The organism is Vagococcus zengguangii, assembly GCF_005145005.1.
In the GTDB taxonomy this organism is placed as follows: domain Bacteria; phylum Bacillota; class Bacilli; order Lactobacillales; family Vagococcaceae; genus Vagococcus_A; species Vagococcus_A zengguangii.
This window is the reverse complement of the sequence record NZ_CP039712.1, coordinates 1,459,536-1,476,936: the sequence shown is the minus strand read 5'-3', so window position 1 is coordinate 1,476,936 and position 17,401 is coordinate 1,459,536. Positions and strand designations below refer to the sequence as shown.

The 17,401-nt window shown below is 37.0% G+C and carries 14 protein-coding genes and 1 pseudogene; 14 read left to right on the top strand and 1 reads right to left on the bottom strand.

The window, feature by feature from the left end; all coding sequences use genetic code 11:
- The first annotated feature begins 28 nt into the window (after window positions 1-28).
- The 8 genes from FA707_RS06955 (at window position 29) to FA707_RS06920 (ending at window position 8,917) form a co-directional block, all read left to right on the top strand.
- Window positions 29-931, top strand: a complete 903-nt coding sequence (locus FA707_RS06955) for a WxL domain-containing protein (RefSeq protein WP_136953120.1) — start codon at window positions 29-31, stop codon at window positions 929-931.
- A gap of 20 nt (window positions 932-951) precedes the next feature.
- On the top strand, window positions 952-1,785 hold the full coding sequence (locus tag FA707_RS06950) for a WxL domain-containing protein (RefSeq protein WP_136953121.1): 834 nt from the start codon (window positions 952-954) through the stop codon (window positions 1,783-1,785).
- Between the two features lie 185 nt (window positions 1,786-1,970).
- Complete coding sequence (locus FA707_RS06945) at window positions 1,971-2,975, top strand: WxLIP family cell surface protein (protein ID WP_136953122.1); 1,005 nt, start codon at window positions 1,971-1,973, stop codon at window positions 2,973-2,975.
- Between the two features lie 31 nt (window positions 2,976-3,006).
- Complete coding sequence (locus tag FA707_RS06940) at window positions 3,007-3,318, top strand: EF2685/EF0750 family sortase-dependent surface protein (RefSeq protein WP_136953123.1); 312 nt, start codon at window positions 3,007-3,009, stop codon at window positions 3,316-3,318.
- 2 nt (window positions 3,319-3,320) lie between these two features.
- The gene (locus tag FA707_RS06935; RefSeq protein WP_136953124.1) at window positions 3,321-4,091 is read left to right on the top strand and encodes a WxL domain-containing protein; all 771 of its coding nucleotides are present in this window, start codon (window positions 3,321-3,323) and stop codon (window positions 4,089-4,091) included.
- A gap of 37 nt (window positions 4,092-4,128) precedes the next feature.
- Window positions 4,129-4,932, top strand: a complete 804-nt coding sequence (locus FA707_RS06930) for a WxL domain-containing protein (protein ID WP_136953125.1) — start codon at window positions 4,129-4,131, stop codon at window positions 4,930-4,932.
- Between the two features lie 49 nt (window positions 4,933-4,981).
- A complete protein-coding gene (locus tag FA707_RS06925; RefSeq protein WP_136953126.1) occupies window positions 4,982-5,794 on the top strand; it encodes a WxL domain-containing protein in 813 nt (270 codons plus the stop codon).
- Window positions 5,795-5,974: 180 nt separating this feature from the next.
- Window positions 5,975-8,917: a BspA family leucine-rich repeat surface protein gene (locus FA707_RS06920; protein ID WP_168177367.1), complete on the top strand. Its 2,943-nt coding sequence runs from the start codon at window positions 5,975-5,977 to the stop codon at window positions 8,915-8,917.
- A gap of 100 nt (window positions 8,918-9,017) precedes the next feature.
- Here the strand turns inward: FA707_RS06920 and FA707_RS06915 are convergent, their stop codons facing one another.
- Window positions 9,018-9,728: a class A sortase gene (locus FA707_RS06915; protein ID WP_136953543.1), complete on the bottom strand. Its 711-nt coding sequence runs from the start codon at window positions 9,726-9,728 to the stop codon at window positions 9,018-9,020.
- A gap of 268 nt (window positions 9,729-9,996) precedes the next feature.
- Here FA707_RS06915 and FA707_RS06910 point away from each other — a divergent pair, with 268 nt between their 5' ends.
- The 6 genes and pseudogenes from FA707_RS06910 to FA707_RS06885 all read left to right on the top strand — a co-directional run bounded on the left by FA707_RS06910 (window position 9,997) and on the right by FA707_RS06885 (window position 17,400).
- Complete coding sequence (locus FA707_RS06910; protein ID WP_136953542.1) at window positions 9,997-10,752, top strand: hypothetical protein; 756 nt, start codon at window positions 9,997-9,999, stop codon at window positions 10,750-10,752.
- Window positions 10,753-10,876: 124 nt separating this feature from the next.
- Entirely contained in the window at window positions 10,877-11,920 is a 1,044-nt protein-coding gene (locus FA707_RS06905) for a D-alanine--D-alanine ligase (protein WP_136953541.1), read from the top strand.
- A 69-nt stretch (window positions 11,921-11,989) separates the two neighbouring features.
- Complete coding sequence (locus tag FA707_RS06900) at window positions 11,990-13,375, top strand: UDP-N-acetylmuramoyl-tripeptide--D-alanyl-D-alanine ligase (RefSeq protein WP_136953540.1); 1,386 nt, start codon at window positions 11,990-11,992, stop codon at window positions 13,373-13,375.
- Window positions 13,376-13,503: 128 nt separating this feature from the next.
- Window positions 13,504-15,117: a degradosome RNA helicase CshA gene (gene cshA, locus FA707_RS06895; protein WP_136953539.1), complete on the top strand. Its 1,614-nt coding sequence runs from the start codon at window positions 13,504-13,506 to the stop codon at window positions 15,115-15,117.
- Window positions 15,118-15,478: 361 nt separating this feature from the next.
- Window positions 15,479-16,570: pseudogene (locus FA707_RS06890) on the top strand (ThiF family adenylyltransferase).
- Window positions 16,534-17,400: a hypothetical protein gene (locus FA707_RS06885; protein ID WP_136953538.1), complete on the top strand. Its 867-nt coding sequence runs from the start codon at window positions 16,534-16,536 to the stop codon at window positions 17,398-17,400. The pseudogene FA707_RS06890 and the gene FA707_RS06885 overlap by 37 nt, the downstream one beginning before the upstream one ends.
- Window position 17,401 lies beyond the last annotated feature (1 nt).

Here is a 17,401-nt window from a genome sequence, read left to right as displayed (position 1 = left end):
AAATTTTTAAATAAAAGGAGAATATAAAATGAAAGCAACTAAAGTAATTTCAACAGTATTATTAAGCACGTTAGTATTAGGAACAGTTTCAACAGGGGTATTTGCTGAAGAGGTTTCTCAGGGAATCGACACAGAAGCTGGTGTAGGGTTCAAGTCTGGTGATGGTGAAGTAACGCCACCCGTTGATCCAGAAAACCCCGATCCAACTAAACCGATTGATCCGGTAGATCCTACAGACCCTACTAAACCGATTGAACCACCTACCGGAAACAAAGGACCTTTATCTTTAGACTTTGCGTCTAAATTGTACTTTGGTAATCAAAAAATTAGTACAAAAGACCAAACTTATTTTGCAGCCGCTCAATTGTATCAAGATAAAGAAAATCCAGGTCAATATTTAGAAACTACAAACTATGTTCAAGTAACTGATAGTCGTGGATTAATTGACGGAAAATGGCAATTGAATGTAAGTCAACCTAATGCTTTTACAACCCCGATTACTGATAGTGAAGGGCTAGCGCAGTCAAAAGAGTTAGAAGGTGCTAAAATTGTTTTCACAAATGTTAACGCCAATTCAGAACAAGATACTACTTCTGCTAAACCGCACGTTCTGCAGACATTTACCTTAGAAAAAGAGGCGTCTTTCAATGTTACCACCGCAGATAATAGCCAAAATCAAGGCTTTGGGACATGGGTAACTCGTTTTGGAACAGCAGTCACTCCAGTTGATAAAACTAATGCTACTGTTGAAATAGAGGGTGTGACGGTGGATACTGAAGCATACGATGAAGCAACCCATAACTTAAACACTGATATTCGTTTAGAAGTACCAGGTAAAGCAACTAAATTAAACCAAGCTTATACAACACAACTTGTTTGGTCATTAACTGATGCACCAGGAAATACAGAAAGCACAGAAAACACATTATAAAAAGAAAAGGATGATAAAAAATGAAAAACAAATTAATTAACTCTCTATTATTAAGTTCATTATTATTAAGTACTGTTTCAACTGTCGTTTTGGCAGATGATAATGAAGGCCCTGTATCGTTATCAAAAGATGCATCAGTTGAATTCCAAGCTGATGACACACCAACACCACCCGTTGACCCAGAAAATCCAGATCCAGAGAAACCAGTAATTCCTGTTGAACCAACAGATCCAGATCCAGATCCAGAGAAACCAGTTGAGCCAGGTACAGGTGGAGAATTATCAATTGACTATGTTTCATCATTTTACTTTGGAGTGAATAAAATTACTGGTAAAACTGAAAATTATGCAGCAAGAGCACAACGAGTATTTGATGAAACAGGTGAATTGTCAGATGTACCTAACTATGCGCAAGTGACTGATAAACGTGGAACGTTAGCGGGTTGGACATTATCTGTTACACAGGCGACTGAATTCCAAACAAGTGAAGAAACGCCTCACGTATTAGTAGGTGCACAATTATCATTAAATAATGCTTATTACGCTACTAAATCAGATGTTAAAGATGTATCACTGCTAACGGGTGCTACTACACTTTCTGCAGGACAAGAAGTTGAGGTATTAGGAACTTCTGAAGGACAAGGTGCTGGAACATTTACCTACTATATGGGGTCATCTGATTCATTGGAAGCAGGAACGCTTTATGTGAAAAATGAAGCAGGAGAAGTAGTTCCTGAAGAAACAATGTTAAATCCAGATGTTAATTTAAAAGTACCAGGTAAAGCAGTTATTAAAACACAAAAATATAGTACTGATTTAATTTGGACATTAAAAAATACGCCAGCAAATTTATAATAAAGCAACGAAAACGAGTGGGTTATCCCACTCGTTTTTTTGTTGTTTATTATTAGAATATTAACATCTTAATATCGCTTTCATATTTGTTGTTGTAACAACCATTCAGATGCTATCATAAATTAGGTAAGTATAATATCTGTTATTTATTATACGTTTAAAGTGAAGTTGGGGAGGAATTTTGGATGAAAAAAATAGTCATGGGGATTTTATCATTGTTGGTATGGGGGATGGTATACAACGAGACAATTGAAGCATCAGAGCTAAAATTTAGTGTGGAAGCTGTTTTACCAGAGAACCAAAGAGAAGGAAGTACGTATTTTGATTTATTAGTTCAACCTTCAACAACGCAAGAAATTGTAGCAAAAATAAAAAATCATTCAAACGAAGAGATAAAAGTAGCAACATTTATAGAGCCTGCTACAACAAATATTAACGGAGTGGTTGATTATGGGGTAACGGATACCACCACCGATGAAACAGCGCCGCTTCAATTCAAGGAGGTTGTGACCTCAAAAGAAGAAACAGTCACCATTCCAGCCATGCAAACAGTGGATTACAAAATCACCATCAAGTTACCAGATAAGACGTTTGATGGCGTGCTTGCAGGCGGGTTGACCTTTAGAGAACATGAAGATGAAAAAGATGAGGAAAAAGACAATCAACAAGGGATGGCGATTGAAAACAAATTTGCCTATTCTATTGCTTTGTTGTTGAGACAAACGGAAACAACCTTAGCTTCAGATTTGAAGCTGTTAAAGGTTGAACCAAGCCAAGTCAATGCTCGTAATGTTATTAATAGTTATCTACAGAATCCAGTTGCTAAGTATTTAAATAAATTTAATGTAACAGCCAAGGTAACAGAAAAAGATAAGTCCGAAACATTGTATGAAACGAAGAATGAAGGCATGCAGATGGCGCCAAATACTACCATGGCTTATCCACTGAGATTAGAAGGAGAAAAATTAAAAGCAGGGAAGTATACCATGCATATCGAGGCTTCTTCTGGTGAAGACCAATGGACATTTGAACAAGATTTTGAAATCACAGCTGAAAAAGCGCGTGAGTTGAATAAAACCGATGTCTCTATAGAAGAGAACAATGATCAATGGTTGATCTACATTGGAATAGGTATTTTAGCACTACTACTTATGATTATTATTTTCTTATTAATTAAGAAGAAAAAATAATAAAATCGGACGAAAGGAGACAATCTCGAATATGATGAAATACTATCTTGTCCTCATAGGTTGTTTGTTATTGATGCTACCAGTTAGCCTCGTACAAGCTGAGGAGAAAAGTTATGGTTCAAGTGGCGTGGTCGGTTTTACGGGTGAATACCCCGTAGATAATGGTCCAGATACCGCGTCGCCAAGCCCTCAATTACCCAATAATAATGGGAATGGTATCGTCTCAAGACCAGTACTACCACAGACCGGAGAAACAAAAGTATCTTATCTATGGTTGGGAAGTCTACTAGTAGTATTAAGTCTAGGCTTGCTAACACAACAAAAAAAAATGGAGGAATTATAAAGATGAAAAAAATATATATGAGTCCTATCGCATTATTATTGTTTACAGCCCCTATTCTATCACTAGCAGAAGAAGAAAAAACATATCCAGCTAAAGGAGAAGTCGAGTTTATCCCTAGTACAACGGTGACTCCACCGGTTGATCCTAATGAACCGGATCCTGGAAAGCCTGTTGAACCATGGAACCCAACGGACCCTGATGGAAAACCAGAACCAGGCACTACTGGACCATTATCAATTGACTATGCTTCAAGCTTTGATTTTGGGGTGCACGAGATTGTCAATATCGATCAAACGTATTTTGCAAAAGCACAGTATTTCTTCAATGCAGATGGAGAGGGTAAAGACGAAAGTACGACACGTCCAAACTATGTCCAAATTACCGATAACCGAGGAACGAATGCTGGCTGGCGTTTAACAGTAAAACAATTAGCGCCGTTTAAAAATGAAGACACTATTAACAAAGAATTAACCGGTGCCAAAGTGACTTTAACAAATAGTAAAGCAGATTCAAATATTACATTAGAAAGTCAAACACCGACTGTTCACGACGTGACGATTGAACCAGGTGAAGATTACTTAGTGATGGATGCAACGATTGGCCAAGGTGTCGGGACATGGGTGGATCGTTGGGAAGGTTTAACAACGGTTGATGGTGAACAATTAAATACAGGCGTTCAATTATTTGTTCCTGGTGCCACACCTAGAGATGCAGTTCAATATTATACAGACTTCTTATGGACGTTATCAGACATTCCGGCAAATGAATCATAAGAACTTACTACTATTATTAAAAGAAGGAGAATAGGCAATGAAAAAAACAACGATTATTTCTACTATTATAATGAACACGTTATTATTAGGTGGGTTAATGCCCGCAGTCAGTGCTGAAGGCTTACCACAGGAAGCGTCCAGCGAAGCAGGTGTTGGATTTGAACCAAACAACGAAGTAGTGGATCCGGTTGATCCAAACAAACCAGATCCAGAAAAACCAATTAATCCAACTGATCCAGAAAATCCTGGAACGGATCTACCAGATCCAGAAACACCAAATGCCGGTCCAATATCATTAGATTTCGCTTCAAAATTATATTTTGGTCTTCAAAAAATCTCGACTAGTAATCAAACGTACTATGCTGCAGCTCAACCATACGGGCCAGATAATGAATTAACAACTAATTATGTCCAAGTAACAGATGTGCGTGGCGATGACCAGGCAACTTGGAAGTTATCAGTTAAGCAATTAAAAGACTTTACAGTACCAGAAACGACTAAAACTTTAGCTAACACTAAAATTCATTTTACTGACGGGAACATGAACACACAAGCTGAAAACAGCTCGGCAGCTCCTAGTGTGTTGAACGAGTCGTTCACGTTGGAAACTGGAACACAAGTGGATGTCGTTCAGGCAAGTGATGGTAAAGGGATGGGAACTTGGGTTCTTCGCTTTGGTACCAATGATAGCTTGGCAACTAATACTGGCGATGAGGGCACGTATCCTGAAGCTATTACAAAGTTAAATAAAGAAATCAGTTTAGAAGTGCCAGGTGCTTCAACTAAGTTAGCAGAAAAATATACCACCGACTTATTATGGACATTATCGGATACACCGTAGCAGTAAACTAGTTAGCTCATAAAAACATTAATTAGAAGGAGAATAACCAATGAAAAAAATTATAACCGCAACGTTATTAAGCACAATGGTATTAGGTACACTTGCCACAACTGTTAAAGCAGCAGATGTGGGGTCGTTAACAGGAACGGGTTCTGTAGAGTTTATTCCAGATGACAGCACAACACCTCCGGTTGACCCTGAAACACCAGATCCAGATAAGCCAGTTGTTCCAACTGACCCAACTGATCCAGATGTTGACCCATCTAATCCGGGAGAGCCAGCACCAGGTACTGATGGACCGTTATCAATTGATTTCGTGTCGGATCTATACTTTGGCGTTCAAAAAATTGTCAGCACAAATGAAGATTACCCTGCTAGAGCGCAACAAGTAGTGAAAAATAATGCGTTAGTGGATGTGCCAAACTATGCGCAGATTACAGATAAACGTGGGACGTTATCTGGCTGGACATTAAAAGTAAAACAAGAAGCGCAATTCAAAACTGGCGATAATGATTTGAACGGTGCTGAATTATCATTTAAACAAGCAACGTTTGCGACGACTGCTTCAGAAAAAGAGTTAGCTTTAATGGAGGAGACGGTAACCTTTGATCCAGGAGTAGAATACACAGTGTTGGGCGCTGCTGATGGGCAAGGTGCAGGAACATACACCTATTACTTTGGAAGCAGTAGTGCGTTGACAGACGGTCCGATGTCATTTAGAGATGATACTGGAGAAGTGGTTGAAAAAACGGTTAAGTTGAATGAGAGTGTCAACTTACATGTACCAGGTAGTGCGGTGAAACGTGCGGCTGTTTATACAACGAACTTGCTATGGACGCTAAGTGACGTTCCTGCTAGTTAATCAGGTGGATAGTGCTCCTTAACGTTATGTTAAGGAGTTACTATAACAGTTCAAACTTGTTAAATCACAAAACATTTATGGACTGTTTCACCAATAACCTTTGTAGTAAGATAGACAAGCAGGTTATGTTGTGATGTTACAGAACGAAGGTAATTGGTTAAAGAACAGGAGGTAATTTTTTTGACTAATAAAAAATTTAATAAGACGGTAACGTTTGTCAGTGTGACAACGATTGCGTTAGGTTCGTTAGGTTTATATAGTAGTAGTGTTTTAAGAAATGCGACGCCATTAAAGGCGGATGAAATAAATACAGAAGTGTTAGAAGAAACCCTACCAACAAGTGAGATTGCCCAGGAGATGGTAGATGGTAGTTTGGTAAGTGAAACAAGTGAAACAAGTGAAACAAGTGAAACAAGTGAAACAAGTGAAACAAGTGAAACAAGTGAAACAAGTGTTTCTGAAGATAAGGAATCTGTTTCCACAGATAATATGAACGATAAAAGTAATAATTCGACACTTGTTGATAAATCTAATACAAGGTTGAATTTGATGCCTGATTGGAGCGTTGAAGGTACTACATTAGTTATTCATGGGGGGACCATTGATGAGACTGCATCAAATGGTGGGAATATGAGCGTCTTTAGAGAAGTAGGAGTGGAAATAGAAAAAATTACTAATATTAAAATAGACGGGAAATTAACGTTAACTGGAGGCGGAGGACAAGCTCTATTTATGGGGTTTACCAGTTTAACTGACATAGAAGGCATAGAAAACATTGACTTGTTAAATTGTGATACAATATCTGGTATGTTTGCCTATACAAGAAGTTTACGTCATTTAGACTTAAGTAATTGGGATGTGTCAAATATCAAAAATATGTCTAACTTGTTTTTTGATTCTGGAGTTGAAACATTAATTTTACGTAATTGGCAATTAGACTCGATCGAAAATCTGTCGCAAACATTTTTAGATTGTAAAAATCTGCTGACGTTGGATTTGAGTGGTTGGAAAGTGAATTCTACACTAAAGAATTTGTCAAGCACATTTAGAAACTGTGAATCTTTGGAAGTAATTGGTGTTTCTGACTGGAATGTTTCTAATGTAACAACATTTAATCATACTTTTTCAGACTGTACATCTCTGACTACATTAGATGTCAGCAATTGGGTGACATCTAGTGCAACTGATATGCAATATATGTTTAGAAATTGTAAGGTGCTAAAAGTTATTGATGTAAGTAATTTTGTGACGGATAATGTAACAGACATGGAAGCAATGTTTTATGGATGTGAAGTAGTTGAAGAACTAGATGTTTCAAATTGGGATACTACTAACGTTAAAACACTACAATGGACATTTACTAGAACAAAAAAACTATCGGAGTTAGATGTATCTAATTGGAAAACACCTAACGTCACCACTCTTTATCAAACATTTGAAGGTTGTGAATCACTTTCCTTACTGGATGTTAGTGGATGGGACACCTCAAAAGTTACTAGCATGTTTGGCACTTTTATGGGAACTTCATCATTAACAAATGTCGATGTTTCAAATTGGAAGGTTGAAAATGTCGAAACAATGATAGAAATGTTCAGGGGTAGTGGTATTACTTCTATAAATATATCAGGTTTTGTGGCAAATAACTTGACTTATGCATCATACATGTTTGCGGAATGTAAGGATTTAGAAATTGTTCAAGCTGAAAACATACAATTACCAGTTTTGAAAAATGCTCAAGGAATGTTTTATAAATGTAGTTCTTTGAATAAAATAGACACTTCGAAATGGGAAACACCGCTATTAGAAGATATGAATGTTATGTTTTTTCAATGTACCGAATTGACAAAACTTGACTTGTCTAGTTTAATTGTTACAAATGTCGTTGATATGAAAGATACTTTCAATGGATGTGTATCGTTAACTGAATTGAATTTAGAAGGTTGGAGCACAAGTAATTTAGAAAATATGCATGGCACCTTTGCCCGTACAGGTCTAACATCGTTAGATTTAACGCATTTTGATACATCTAAAGTTACAGAAATGTTTGGCGTATTTACATTAAATGAAAATTTAAAAACCATCGATATCAGTACTTGGGATACTAGTAATGTGGTAACAATGGAGCGTATGTTCCATGATTGCCCATCATTAGAAAGTTTAAATATTGAAAATATTGATTTGAGTAATGTTACGAATACGTTAAATATGTTCGATGTACGTGGAATTTCTACTTTAGAGGACGGTCAGGAACCTGGTGATTTAGTCTTGAGTCATATGGTCCTTGGTCCGAATTTCTCATTAGTCTCACATACTGATACGAAATTTGATACCTTAGTGCCGCCGACAGAAGCTGCTAAATGGTCAAGAAAAGGTGAAGACGGTAAGTTTAACCTTGTGCCATTGACTGCGGAAGAATTAGCTACAACGTATGATGGTAGTACGATGGCGGGAGATTGGTATTGGGTTGAATCCTTAGGTCTTAAGGTGAAAGATCATGAAATAATGGTCGGAGATGAATGGATAGCAGAACGAGATCATTTTGTGAGTGTTACCGATGAGTTTGGTAATCCTAGTACTTGGGAGGAACAGAACGTACAGGTGGTTAACTTGTCAGATATTAAGACCAACTTAGCCGACACATATCAAGTCGAATTTAAATCTGATGCCTTTGAAGAAGTTGCGAAGTTACTAGTAAATGCTGGTGAATTGACAATTGTCGAGTCACCGTCAACTCTGTATTTTGGCGATCATAAGATTAGTAATACGTCTCAAACATATGATGTAGAACAATTAGATAAGCCATTAAAAATTACCGATTTACGAGGCATTGAAAACGCAGGTTGGTCATTAACAGCGAAAATGTTAGTAGAGTTAACGAATGAGGAACAATCATCTGTCTTAGATAACAGTATCACTTATACGGATGAGGTGCGCGATCAAGTCATTACAGCGAATGATTCAGCGCTAATATATTCGACTTTAACTGAAGGAACAGACGAAATAGCAATCCCACTGGAAGAATATTTGAAATTAGAAGTTCCAACAGGTAAAGCGCGTCAAGGAGCTTATACGGGTACCATCGTATGGGAACTGAACAATGCGCCTGCTAATGAAATCAACTAACGTGTAAAAAAATTGGAGAGCCTTAGGGCGAAAAAAGTTAAATAGTAGGTTAATATAAAGAAAACAGGTACGATGAAAATATCATCGTACCTGTTTGTGTTTATTTATTATTTTTTAATTGGAAGATATCGTTCTGTTCATTATCTTGACTGTTAAATTCAAGGACGTCTACAAGTTTACCTTGAACACAGTAACGGTTGGTGCCGGTTGTATCGCAAGTAATAAGGGTCACTAGGACCTCGTCTTCAACATCGTCAATTACTTCAACTTGGGTCGCGGCAATATAGTCCATAAAAGTTGCTTCGTATACATAGACTTTATCAAGATTTGTTAAGTAGATTTTATCGCCTTCTTTTATGTCTAGGATAGGAGAGAATAAAAGGGTTGGATCGACCATTCGATGACTAGCTAGTCCGTAATTCCCCTCTCCCATTTTTTGCTCGGGTTTCATCGTACCAGCGCCAAATAATAAAGCAGTATTAGAGACACCTTTAAAGATAGGTAAACTCATTTTAACGCTTGGTACAGAGATATTACCAATCACAGGTAATGGTTCATTGGCTGCTCTAGCTTTTAAGACTGCTTCTAAATCTAATGATTCTACCTTATCAAAATCAAATTCGCCACTGGCTTGTTCATTTGCAAGTATGTCCTCACGTGAGACTTGACGCAACTGATACTCATCAGTCCGTTGTTTAATGATAAAGTTTTGGATTTGTTTATTGAATATTAGCAATAAGCCAACGATTAATAGCAACAAGCAGAAGATATTGATCAACCAATTTTTTGTTTTCTTATTCTTATTCGTCATAGTATGATAGAACTCCTTTTGTATATTAAATAGCTCATAATTATTTTACCATATTTCTAAGATGATGCGTTATTATTTGTTCAATAAATTAGAGTATTGTGACGGAAGAGGGCGTTCCAATTGTGAGCGTTTCAACAGTTTTGGGTTTTTATTTATTTAATAGTAATAATATCCTATTGTAATCTAAATGTAATCATTTAAGACTCCCAATTTATACAGTTTTCGTGTAAAATTAAGGAGTATAAATGTCTAGAAAGAGGTGAAAAGAGTGGTTGGTTCGCAAATTTATGTGCGTTTAGATTCTATGTCAAATGCGGTGACGTCTAAAGGAATTGATTTGGACGATTTTCAAACAACCATCACTGCTTTTCCACAAAATATTCTGTTGTTGAATAGTCAAGCGACTCATGGAGAAATTGAGTCTAACACTAGTTTGAGAATGATTAAAGGTGAAGAAAATATTCGTGAGTTCTTCAAACAGGTCGGTCAATCGCAAGAATTGAAGTGGATTGATTTTAAAAATATTGATTTGATTCGTCAAATGAAACCGATTGAGATTGCGGAACTTTTGTACTTTGGTCATATGAAGACGCAACTGCATTCGCCTTTCTTTTATAAATTACAAAATAACTTCGTTTATTTTGCTGAAGACAATGACTTTGGTAAAGTTTATTACCGTCATATGAGTGACTTTTATTCGGTTTTACAATGTGCTATTGAACGAACATTGCAAGTGGAAATGGATGCGAGCAAAGGTTTTTTTCAAAAGCGAAAAATTGTTGATAAAATGCCAAATAATTTTCTGAAAGAATTGACCCCTGTTTTGCAAGAAGGTGTTGTATTTGATTTTTCAAAAGCTGAAAAAACAAATGACTGGCAAGTCAATGCTTATATTGTTGAGGATAAATTCCGAGAGTTAAATGCCAAAGATCAAGTGGTACTTACCTTAAATTACCGAACAGAATCTAACGAGTGGTCATTGGACAAAAAAATCGAAATTTCAAATTTTTTAGGGATTAGTTAATTAAATAATACTAAAAGCCAAAACTTTTCTAGAAGAGTTTTGGCTTTTTTGTGCAGATACTTTTTTTTTATCTTGAAAATTGCTATAATAAGATAAGATTTTTTTAAGAATAGAGGAGAACTATATGAAAATTATTGCTTTATATGGTGGGAAGAGTGCTGAACATGATATTTCGATTTTATCGACTTTTTCAATGTTACAAGCTTTTTACTATGACTACTATCAAGTGCAATTAGTGCATATTACTAAAGAAGGTAAATGGTTTAGAGGACCATTATTAACACAAGCACCTGAAGCAATTGAAACACTACATTTAAATAATGAAACATTTGAAGAAATAAAGATTGGCGATATTGTTGAAGAAAATGCGGTTGTATTTCCAATTTTACACGGCCCAAATGGTGAAGACGGGACAATTCAAGGGATGCTTGAAACACTTAATATGCCGTATGTGGGGACAGGCGTTTTATCAAGCGCGTGTGGCATGGACAAAATCATGACAAAGCATATTCTACAACAAATTGGGATTCCACAAGTACCTTACGTGGCACTTTCTAAAGTGGAGTGGTTAGCGGATCAAGAGAAAGTTTTTGAAAAATGTGAAGGGTCATTAATTTACCCAATGTTTGTTAAACCTGCTAACTTAGGTTCAAGCGTGGGGATTAGCAAAGCTGACACGAAAGAAGAATTACAAGCAGCGATTGAAACTGCTTTAAAATATGACCGTCGTATTGTGGTGGAGCAAGGAATTGACGCGCGTGAAATCGAAATTGGCGTTTTAGGGAATGACGAAGTGCGTACAACTTTAGCCGGTGAAATCGTGAAAGATGTGGCGTTTTATGATTACGAGTCTAAATACATCGATAACCAAGTAACGTTGCAAATTCCAGCTGAAATTCCAGCTGAAATTCACGAGCAAGCAAGAGAATATGCTAAGAATGCTTACATCGCTTTAGATGGTAGTGGCTTAAGTCGTTGTGATTTCTTCTTAACAAGTAATAATGAATTGTACCTGAACGAATTGAACACGATGCCAGGATTTACACAATTCAGTATGTATCCATTATTATGGCAAGAAATGGGCTTGAAATACGGTGACTTAATCGAAGAATTAATTCAATTAGCCTTAAACCGACACAAAGAAAAACAAGCACTAGCCAACGAATAAGATAGCTAAACATTTTTAAAGACTGTGACGATAGGTTACAGTCTTTTAGTATGAAGAGGAGCGTTTTTTATGTTAACCATTGGAGAAATCGTTGAAGTATTATCAGGAAAGTTAATCGCAGATCATGGAGAAGATGACGTAGTTGTTGAGTCCGTTGAATTTGACACACGTAAAGTCGTATCAGGAAGTTTATTTGTACCACTTAAAGGCGTACGTGATGGCCATGAATTCGTCCCACAGGCTATTGAAAACGGAGCAGTTGCGACACTTTGGGAAGCAGGCAATGCGAACATTCAACCTGAAGGGATTGCTATTATTGAAGTTGCTGATGTGTTGCAATCTTTACAAGATTTAGCGTATTATTTCGTACAAAAAATTGAACCCCGTGTTGTTGGCGTGACTGGTTCGAATGGGAAAACAACAACTAAAGACATGCTGGATTCTGTCTTAAGTCAATCATTCAAAACGTACAAAACGCAAGGAAACTATAACAATGATATCGGCTTACCATATACGATTTTGCATATGCCGATTGATACGGAGTTATTAGTGCTAGAGATGGGGATGAACCACAAAGATGAAATTCGTCCACTTTCACTGATTGCTGAGCCTGAATTAGCCGCGATTACGATTATTGGTGAGTCGCATATTGAATATTTAGGTTCTCGTCAGGGCATTGCCGAAGCGAAGATGGAAATCGTTGTAGGGCTAGCAGCTGATGGGGAATTAATTATACCTGGCAATGAACCATTACTAGAACCATTAGTTGAAGATTTAGCACAACAAGTTGTGCGCTTTGGGCAACAAGGAAACGAAGATATTAGCGCGACAATCGTAGAAAGTTCTAAACATTCCGTGACTTTCACTGTCTCAGTTTTCCCTGGAGAAACGTTCATGATTCCGATTGTAGGTGACTACAACGTTAACAATGCCTTAATTGCGATTCAAGCCGGTCGCTATTTCGAATTAAGTGTTGATCAAATCAAAATTGGATTAGCTAACTTAAACTTAACGCAAAGTCGTGCCGAATGGGTTAAAGCTTGGAATGGGGCAGAGATTTTAAACGATGCTTACAATGCCAACCCAACCGCTATGAGCTTAGTGCTAGAGACGTTTAGCCAAATTGACGTCAATGAAGATGGTAAACGTATTGCAATCTTAGCCGACATGGGCGAATTAGGCGAGCAATCACAAGAGATGCACGAATCAATGCTTGAAGCAATTGATTTTGACGCAATTCATCACATTGTTTTATACGGTGAGTGGATGGGCTATTTAGCGGATAAAATCGTCACAGCGGATACGTTAGTGCCATTGGATTACTTTAACAAAGAAGAACGTTCTGAATTAGTCGCGCGCCTAGAAGAAATTATAGCTCCAAATGATTTAGTCTTGTTTAAAGGGAGCAATAGCATGCAATTGTCTGAAATTATCAAAGAAATTTCTGAAAAGTAATCATATTTGTTTGTAAGTTGTCGTGATATGTGGTAGGATATATAGGATGTGGACGGACACAAGACACCTACGGACAGGCAACCGTAGAAAATAAGTGAAACTGTAGTCAAGATTTAGGAGGATATTATTTGAAATTCAAAGATTTAGGATTAGCACCAGACATTTTGAGCTCAATCGAAAAAGCTGGTTTTGAAGAAGCAACACCCATCCAAGGCGGAACTATTCCATTAGCCTTAGCAGGTAGAGATGTTATTGGTCAAGCACAAACAGGGACTGGTAAAACAGCAGCGTTTGGTTTACCAATGTTACAAAAAATTGATACAAGTAAAAAAGCTATTCAAGGGATCGTGGTAGCACCAACTCGTGAGTTAGCGATTCAAACACAAGAAGAATTATATCGTCTTGGTAGAGATAAAAAAATCCGCGTACAAGTAGTATACGGTGGGGCTGATATCGGCCGACAAATTCGTGCACTTAAAGATGCACCACATATTATCGTCGGAACACCTGGTCGTTTAATTGACCATATTAACCGTCGTACTTTAAAATTAAACAACATTGAAACGTTAGTATTAGACGAAGCAGATGAAATGTTAAACATGGGCTTCTTAGAAGACATTGAAACAATCATTTCAAGCACGCCAAGCGAACGTCAAACGTTATTATTCTCAGCAACAATGCCTAACAGCATTAAAAATATTGGTGTGAAGTTCATGAAAAATCCTGAACATGTAAGCATCAAAGCTAAAGAAATGACAGCTAATTTAATTGATCAATATTATGTTCGTTGTAAAGATTTCGAAAAATTTGATATTATGACTCGTTTATTTGATGTTCAATCACCAGACTTAACGATTGTTTTTGCCCGTACAAAACGTCGCGTTGACGAATTAGCACGCGGTTTAGAATCACGTGGTTATAAAGCAGAAGGGATTCATGGTGATTTAACTCAACAAAAACGTATGAGCGTTTTACGCGCATTCAAATCTAACACAATTGATGTGTTAGTGGCGACTGACGTAGCGGCTCGTGGTTTAGATATCTCTGGTGTTACCCATGTCTATAACTATGATATTCCTCAAGATCCTGAAAGCTACGTTCACCGTATTGGTCGTACAGGCCGTGCCGGTAAAGAAGGTATGTCTATCACTTTCGTTACGCCAAACGAAATGGACTACTTACATGTTATTGAAGATTTAACGAAAAAACGTATGACACCATTACGTCCACCAACCGAACAAGAAGCGTTGCAAGGACAAGTAAATGCGGCTATTCAAACAATTGAAGCTGACTTAGCTAACAATGGTTTAGAACAATACTTAAAAACAGCAGAAGCTTTATTAGAAAAATACTCTGCTGAAGATTTAGTGGCGTTATTAGTGAAATCTGTGGCAAAAGAAGATTCTTCTGCTGTCCCAGTAAAAATCACACCAGAACGTCCATTACCATCAAATCGCCGTAAAGGCAAAGGTGGCGGTGGTAAAGGCCGTGGTAATGGTCGCGGTAACTACAATCGTGGTGGTAACCGTAGCGGTAACGGCGGTGGACGTCGTAATGACCGTGGCGGTGAACAACGTGGCGGCGAGCGTGGTGAACAACGAGGCGAACGTCGTGACCGTGGAGAAAGACGCGATCGTAAAGAAGGCGGAGAATTCCGTGGTAACAACAAACGCAAAGACGCTGGTCGCAAACGTCCAGAAAAAAGCAAACGCGATTTCGTGATCCGCACTGCGAATAAATAATTAAATTTTGAAAGACATGACTGGATAACAGTTGTGTCTTTTTTTAATGTTTCCGTTTTTTTACGCTCATTTGTTACACTCCTTTTTTTATAATGGGTAAACTATACCCCGAATAGACTAAGGAATTCAACGTTTTAATTTGATTTTGTTTAAAATGTTTTTTATTTAACTGTTTGTTACATTTAGGTTGTCAGTTATTACCAGACAAGAATATGGGCGATAATAAAAGGTATTATAAATATATCGAAAGAGAAATAAACTTTCTGTTTCGCAGAAAAGACTTTATAAAAGGTTTAGGGAAGAAGGAAAATATGATGAAAAAAGTTAATGTACGTAGAGCTGACACAGTTGACGCAACAGCATGAAGTATGAATATCCAAGGATTAAACCAATTTATCCACTGTACCAATTAAATAAAGAGAGATTCAGAGTAGGGGCACAGCTCGGGATCACTACTGAGTTTGATGATGAGGAAGGACAATTCTGGACATTGTCAAATCTTCTTGATGGCATTAGGCCGTTTAATGAAGTTGTAATTGAAATGAAAGAAAAATATCCAGAATTAACGTCTAAAGATGTTGAAGAAGGAATAGATTTTTTAAATGAAGAAGGCTTAATTGAAGAAACATTCCCTGGTAAGTCAGTTGAGGACAGATATATAGCCAACGTGAACTATTTTAGTAGATACTGTAAAGCTGAAGACAATAAATTCGAAATCCAAGAAAAAATCAATAATTTAAACATCTTATTATTAGGACTTGGTCCTAAGATGATCAGAATGGTTGATTATGATAGAGTTGAATCAAGTAATTTTGGACGCCAATTACTATACAGAGAGTCTGATGTGGGAGAGAAGAAAGCAGTAGTAGCTAAAAGAGCCATTAATGAAATGAACTCAAACATAAAAGTTGAAACCGTAGATATGAAAATAATGGATGTAGATGATGTTATTGGGCTTACGGAAGGAATAGATATTGTAATTTGTGCAATTGATGAACCGCCTTTTATCATTCATAGAATTGTTAATGAAGCCATTGTTAAAGTTGGACTTCCTTGTGTGTTCGGAGCTTCTCAGGTTAGTAGAGGAAGAGTTTAAACAGTAATACCACAAGAAACAGGATGTTTTGATTGTATGAATTTAAACTTTAGTAAAAATGACCCGAAATTCATAGAGCAATTTGTAGGTTTTAGAAACATTCAATTTGACCCACCATCAATAGCATATGGACCAGGTATATTCCAATTAACAGCATCCATTGTAGATGAATTAATAAGAGTGGTTACTAGGTATACTGAACCGAAAAGTTTAGGTACTCAATACGAAATCAATTATGAAGATGGAAATTCGTTTACTCATAAAACTTGGCCAAGATTCGAAGATGAATGTCCAACTTGCGGTAAAGGAGATGTCTCCCAATGGGAAATATTCCAATACTATCAAGAGAAAAAGTAGAACCAATATATGTTGAAGCTCACGCATTAAAACGCAAGTTAAAGAATGGTGATTGGGTGTACATATCAGAAGGAAATCAACTCTTGATATTAAGTGATGAAGTGGTAAGAAAACTTGATTCACCCGAATTAATTGACGAAGAATCACTTACGGGGTTGATCGAAAGTGGAATTTTGGTCGAGCAAAGTTCCTCGATTGATAATAAAGTCAAGTTATTGCAAGAACCTATGAGTGGCCATTTCAAAACATTGTCCCTCTTAATGATTATTTGCGGAATAGTTGCTTTTTTTATCAGTGTCATAGAAGTCTTTACTAAAGGATTTCCTTTTGAAAGTACAGTAAATATATTATTTACAAAGCCTTTAAAGTTCTTTCTAATCGCCATTCCTATTTCAATTGTATCAACAGCTTTTCATGAGTTTATGCATATGATGTTCTCGGGAAGTTCAAATAAAATAAATGTTAATATAACCAAGGCCGTTGCGACGGTTCCGATGACTCATGTTTGGGTATGGAGTAGATTTGGAAGGGTAGCTGCGATTATGTCTGGGATGTCATTGGACGTAGTATTTTTGGCGGTATTCCTAACTGTCTTTGACGGTGGATTCGCTACAATTGGAGCTTCGATACTAATAACAAGACTGATTTGGCAATTCATTATAACCAAGAAAACTGACATCAATATACTGATATCTTTCATCACAGACAATCCGTTTTATTTTGAAGATGCTGGTTATGGAGTGCCATTTTTAGTAAAGATGGTTAGTTATACATCACTGTTAATGATGTTATTGTTATGGATTATCCCGATTTTCAATCAATTCAATTAAG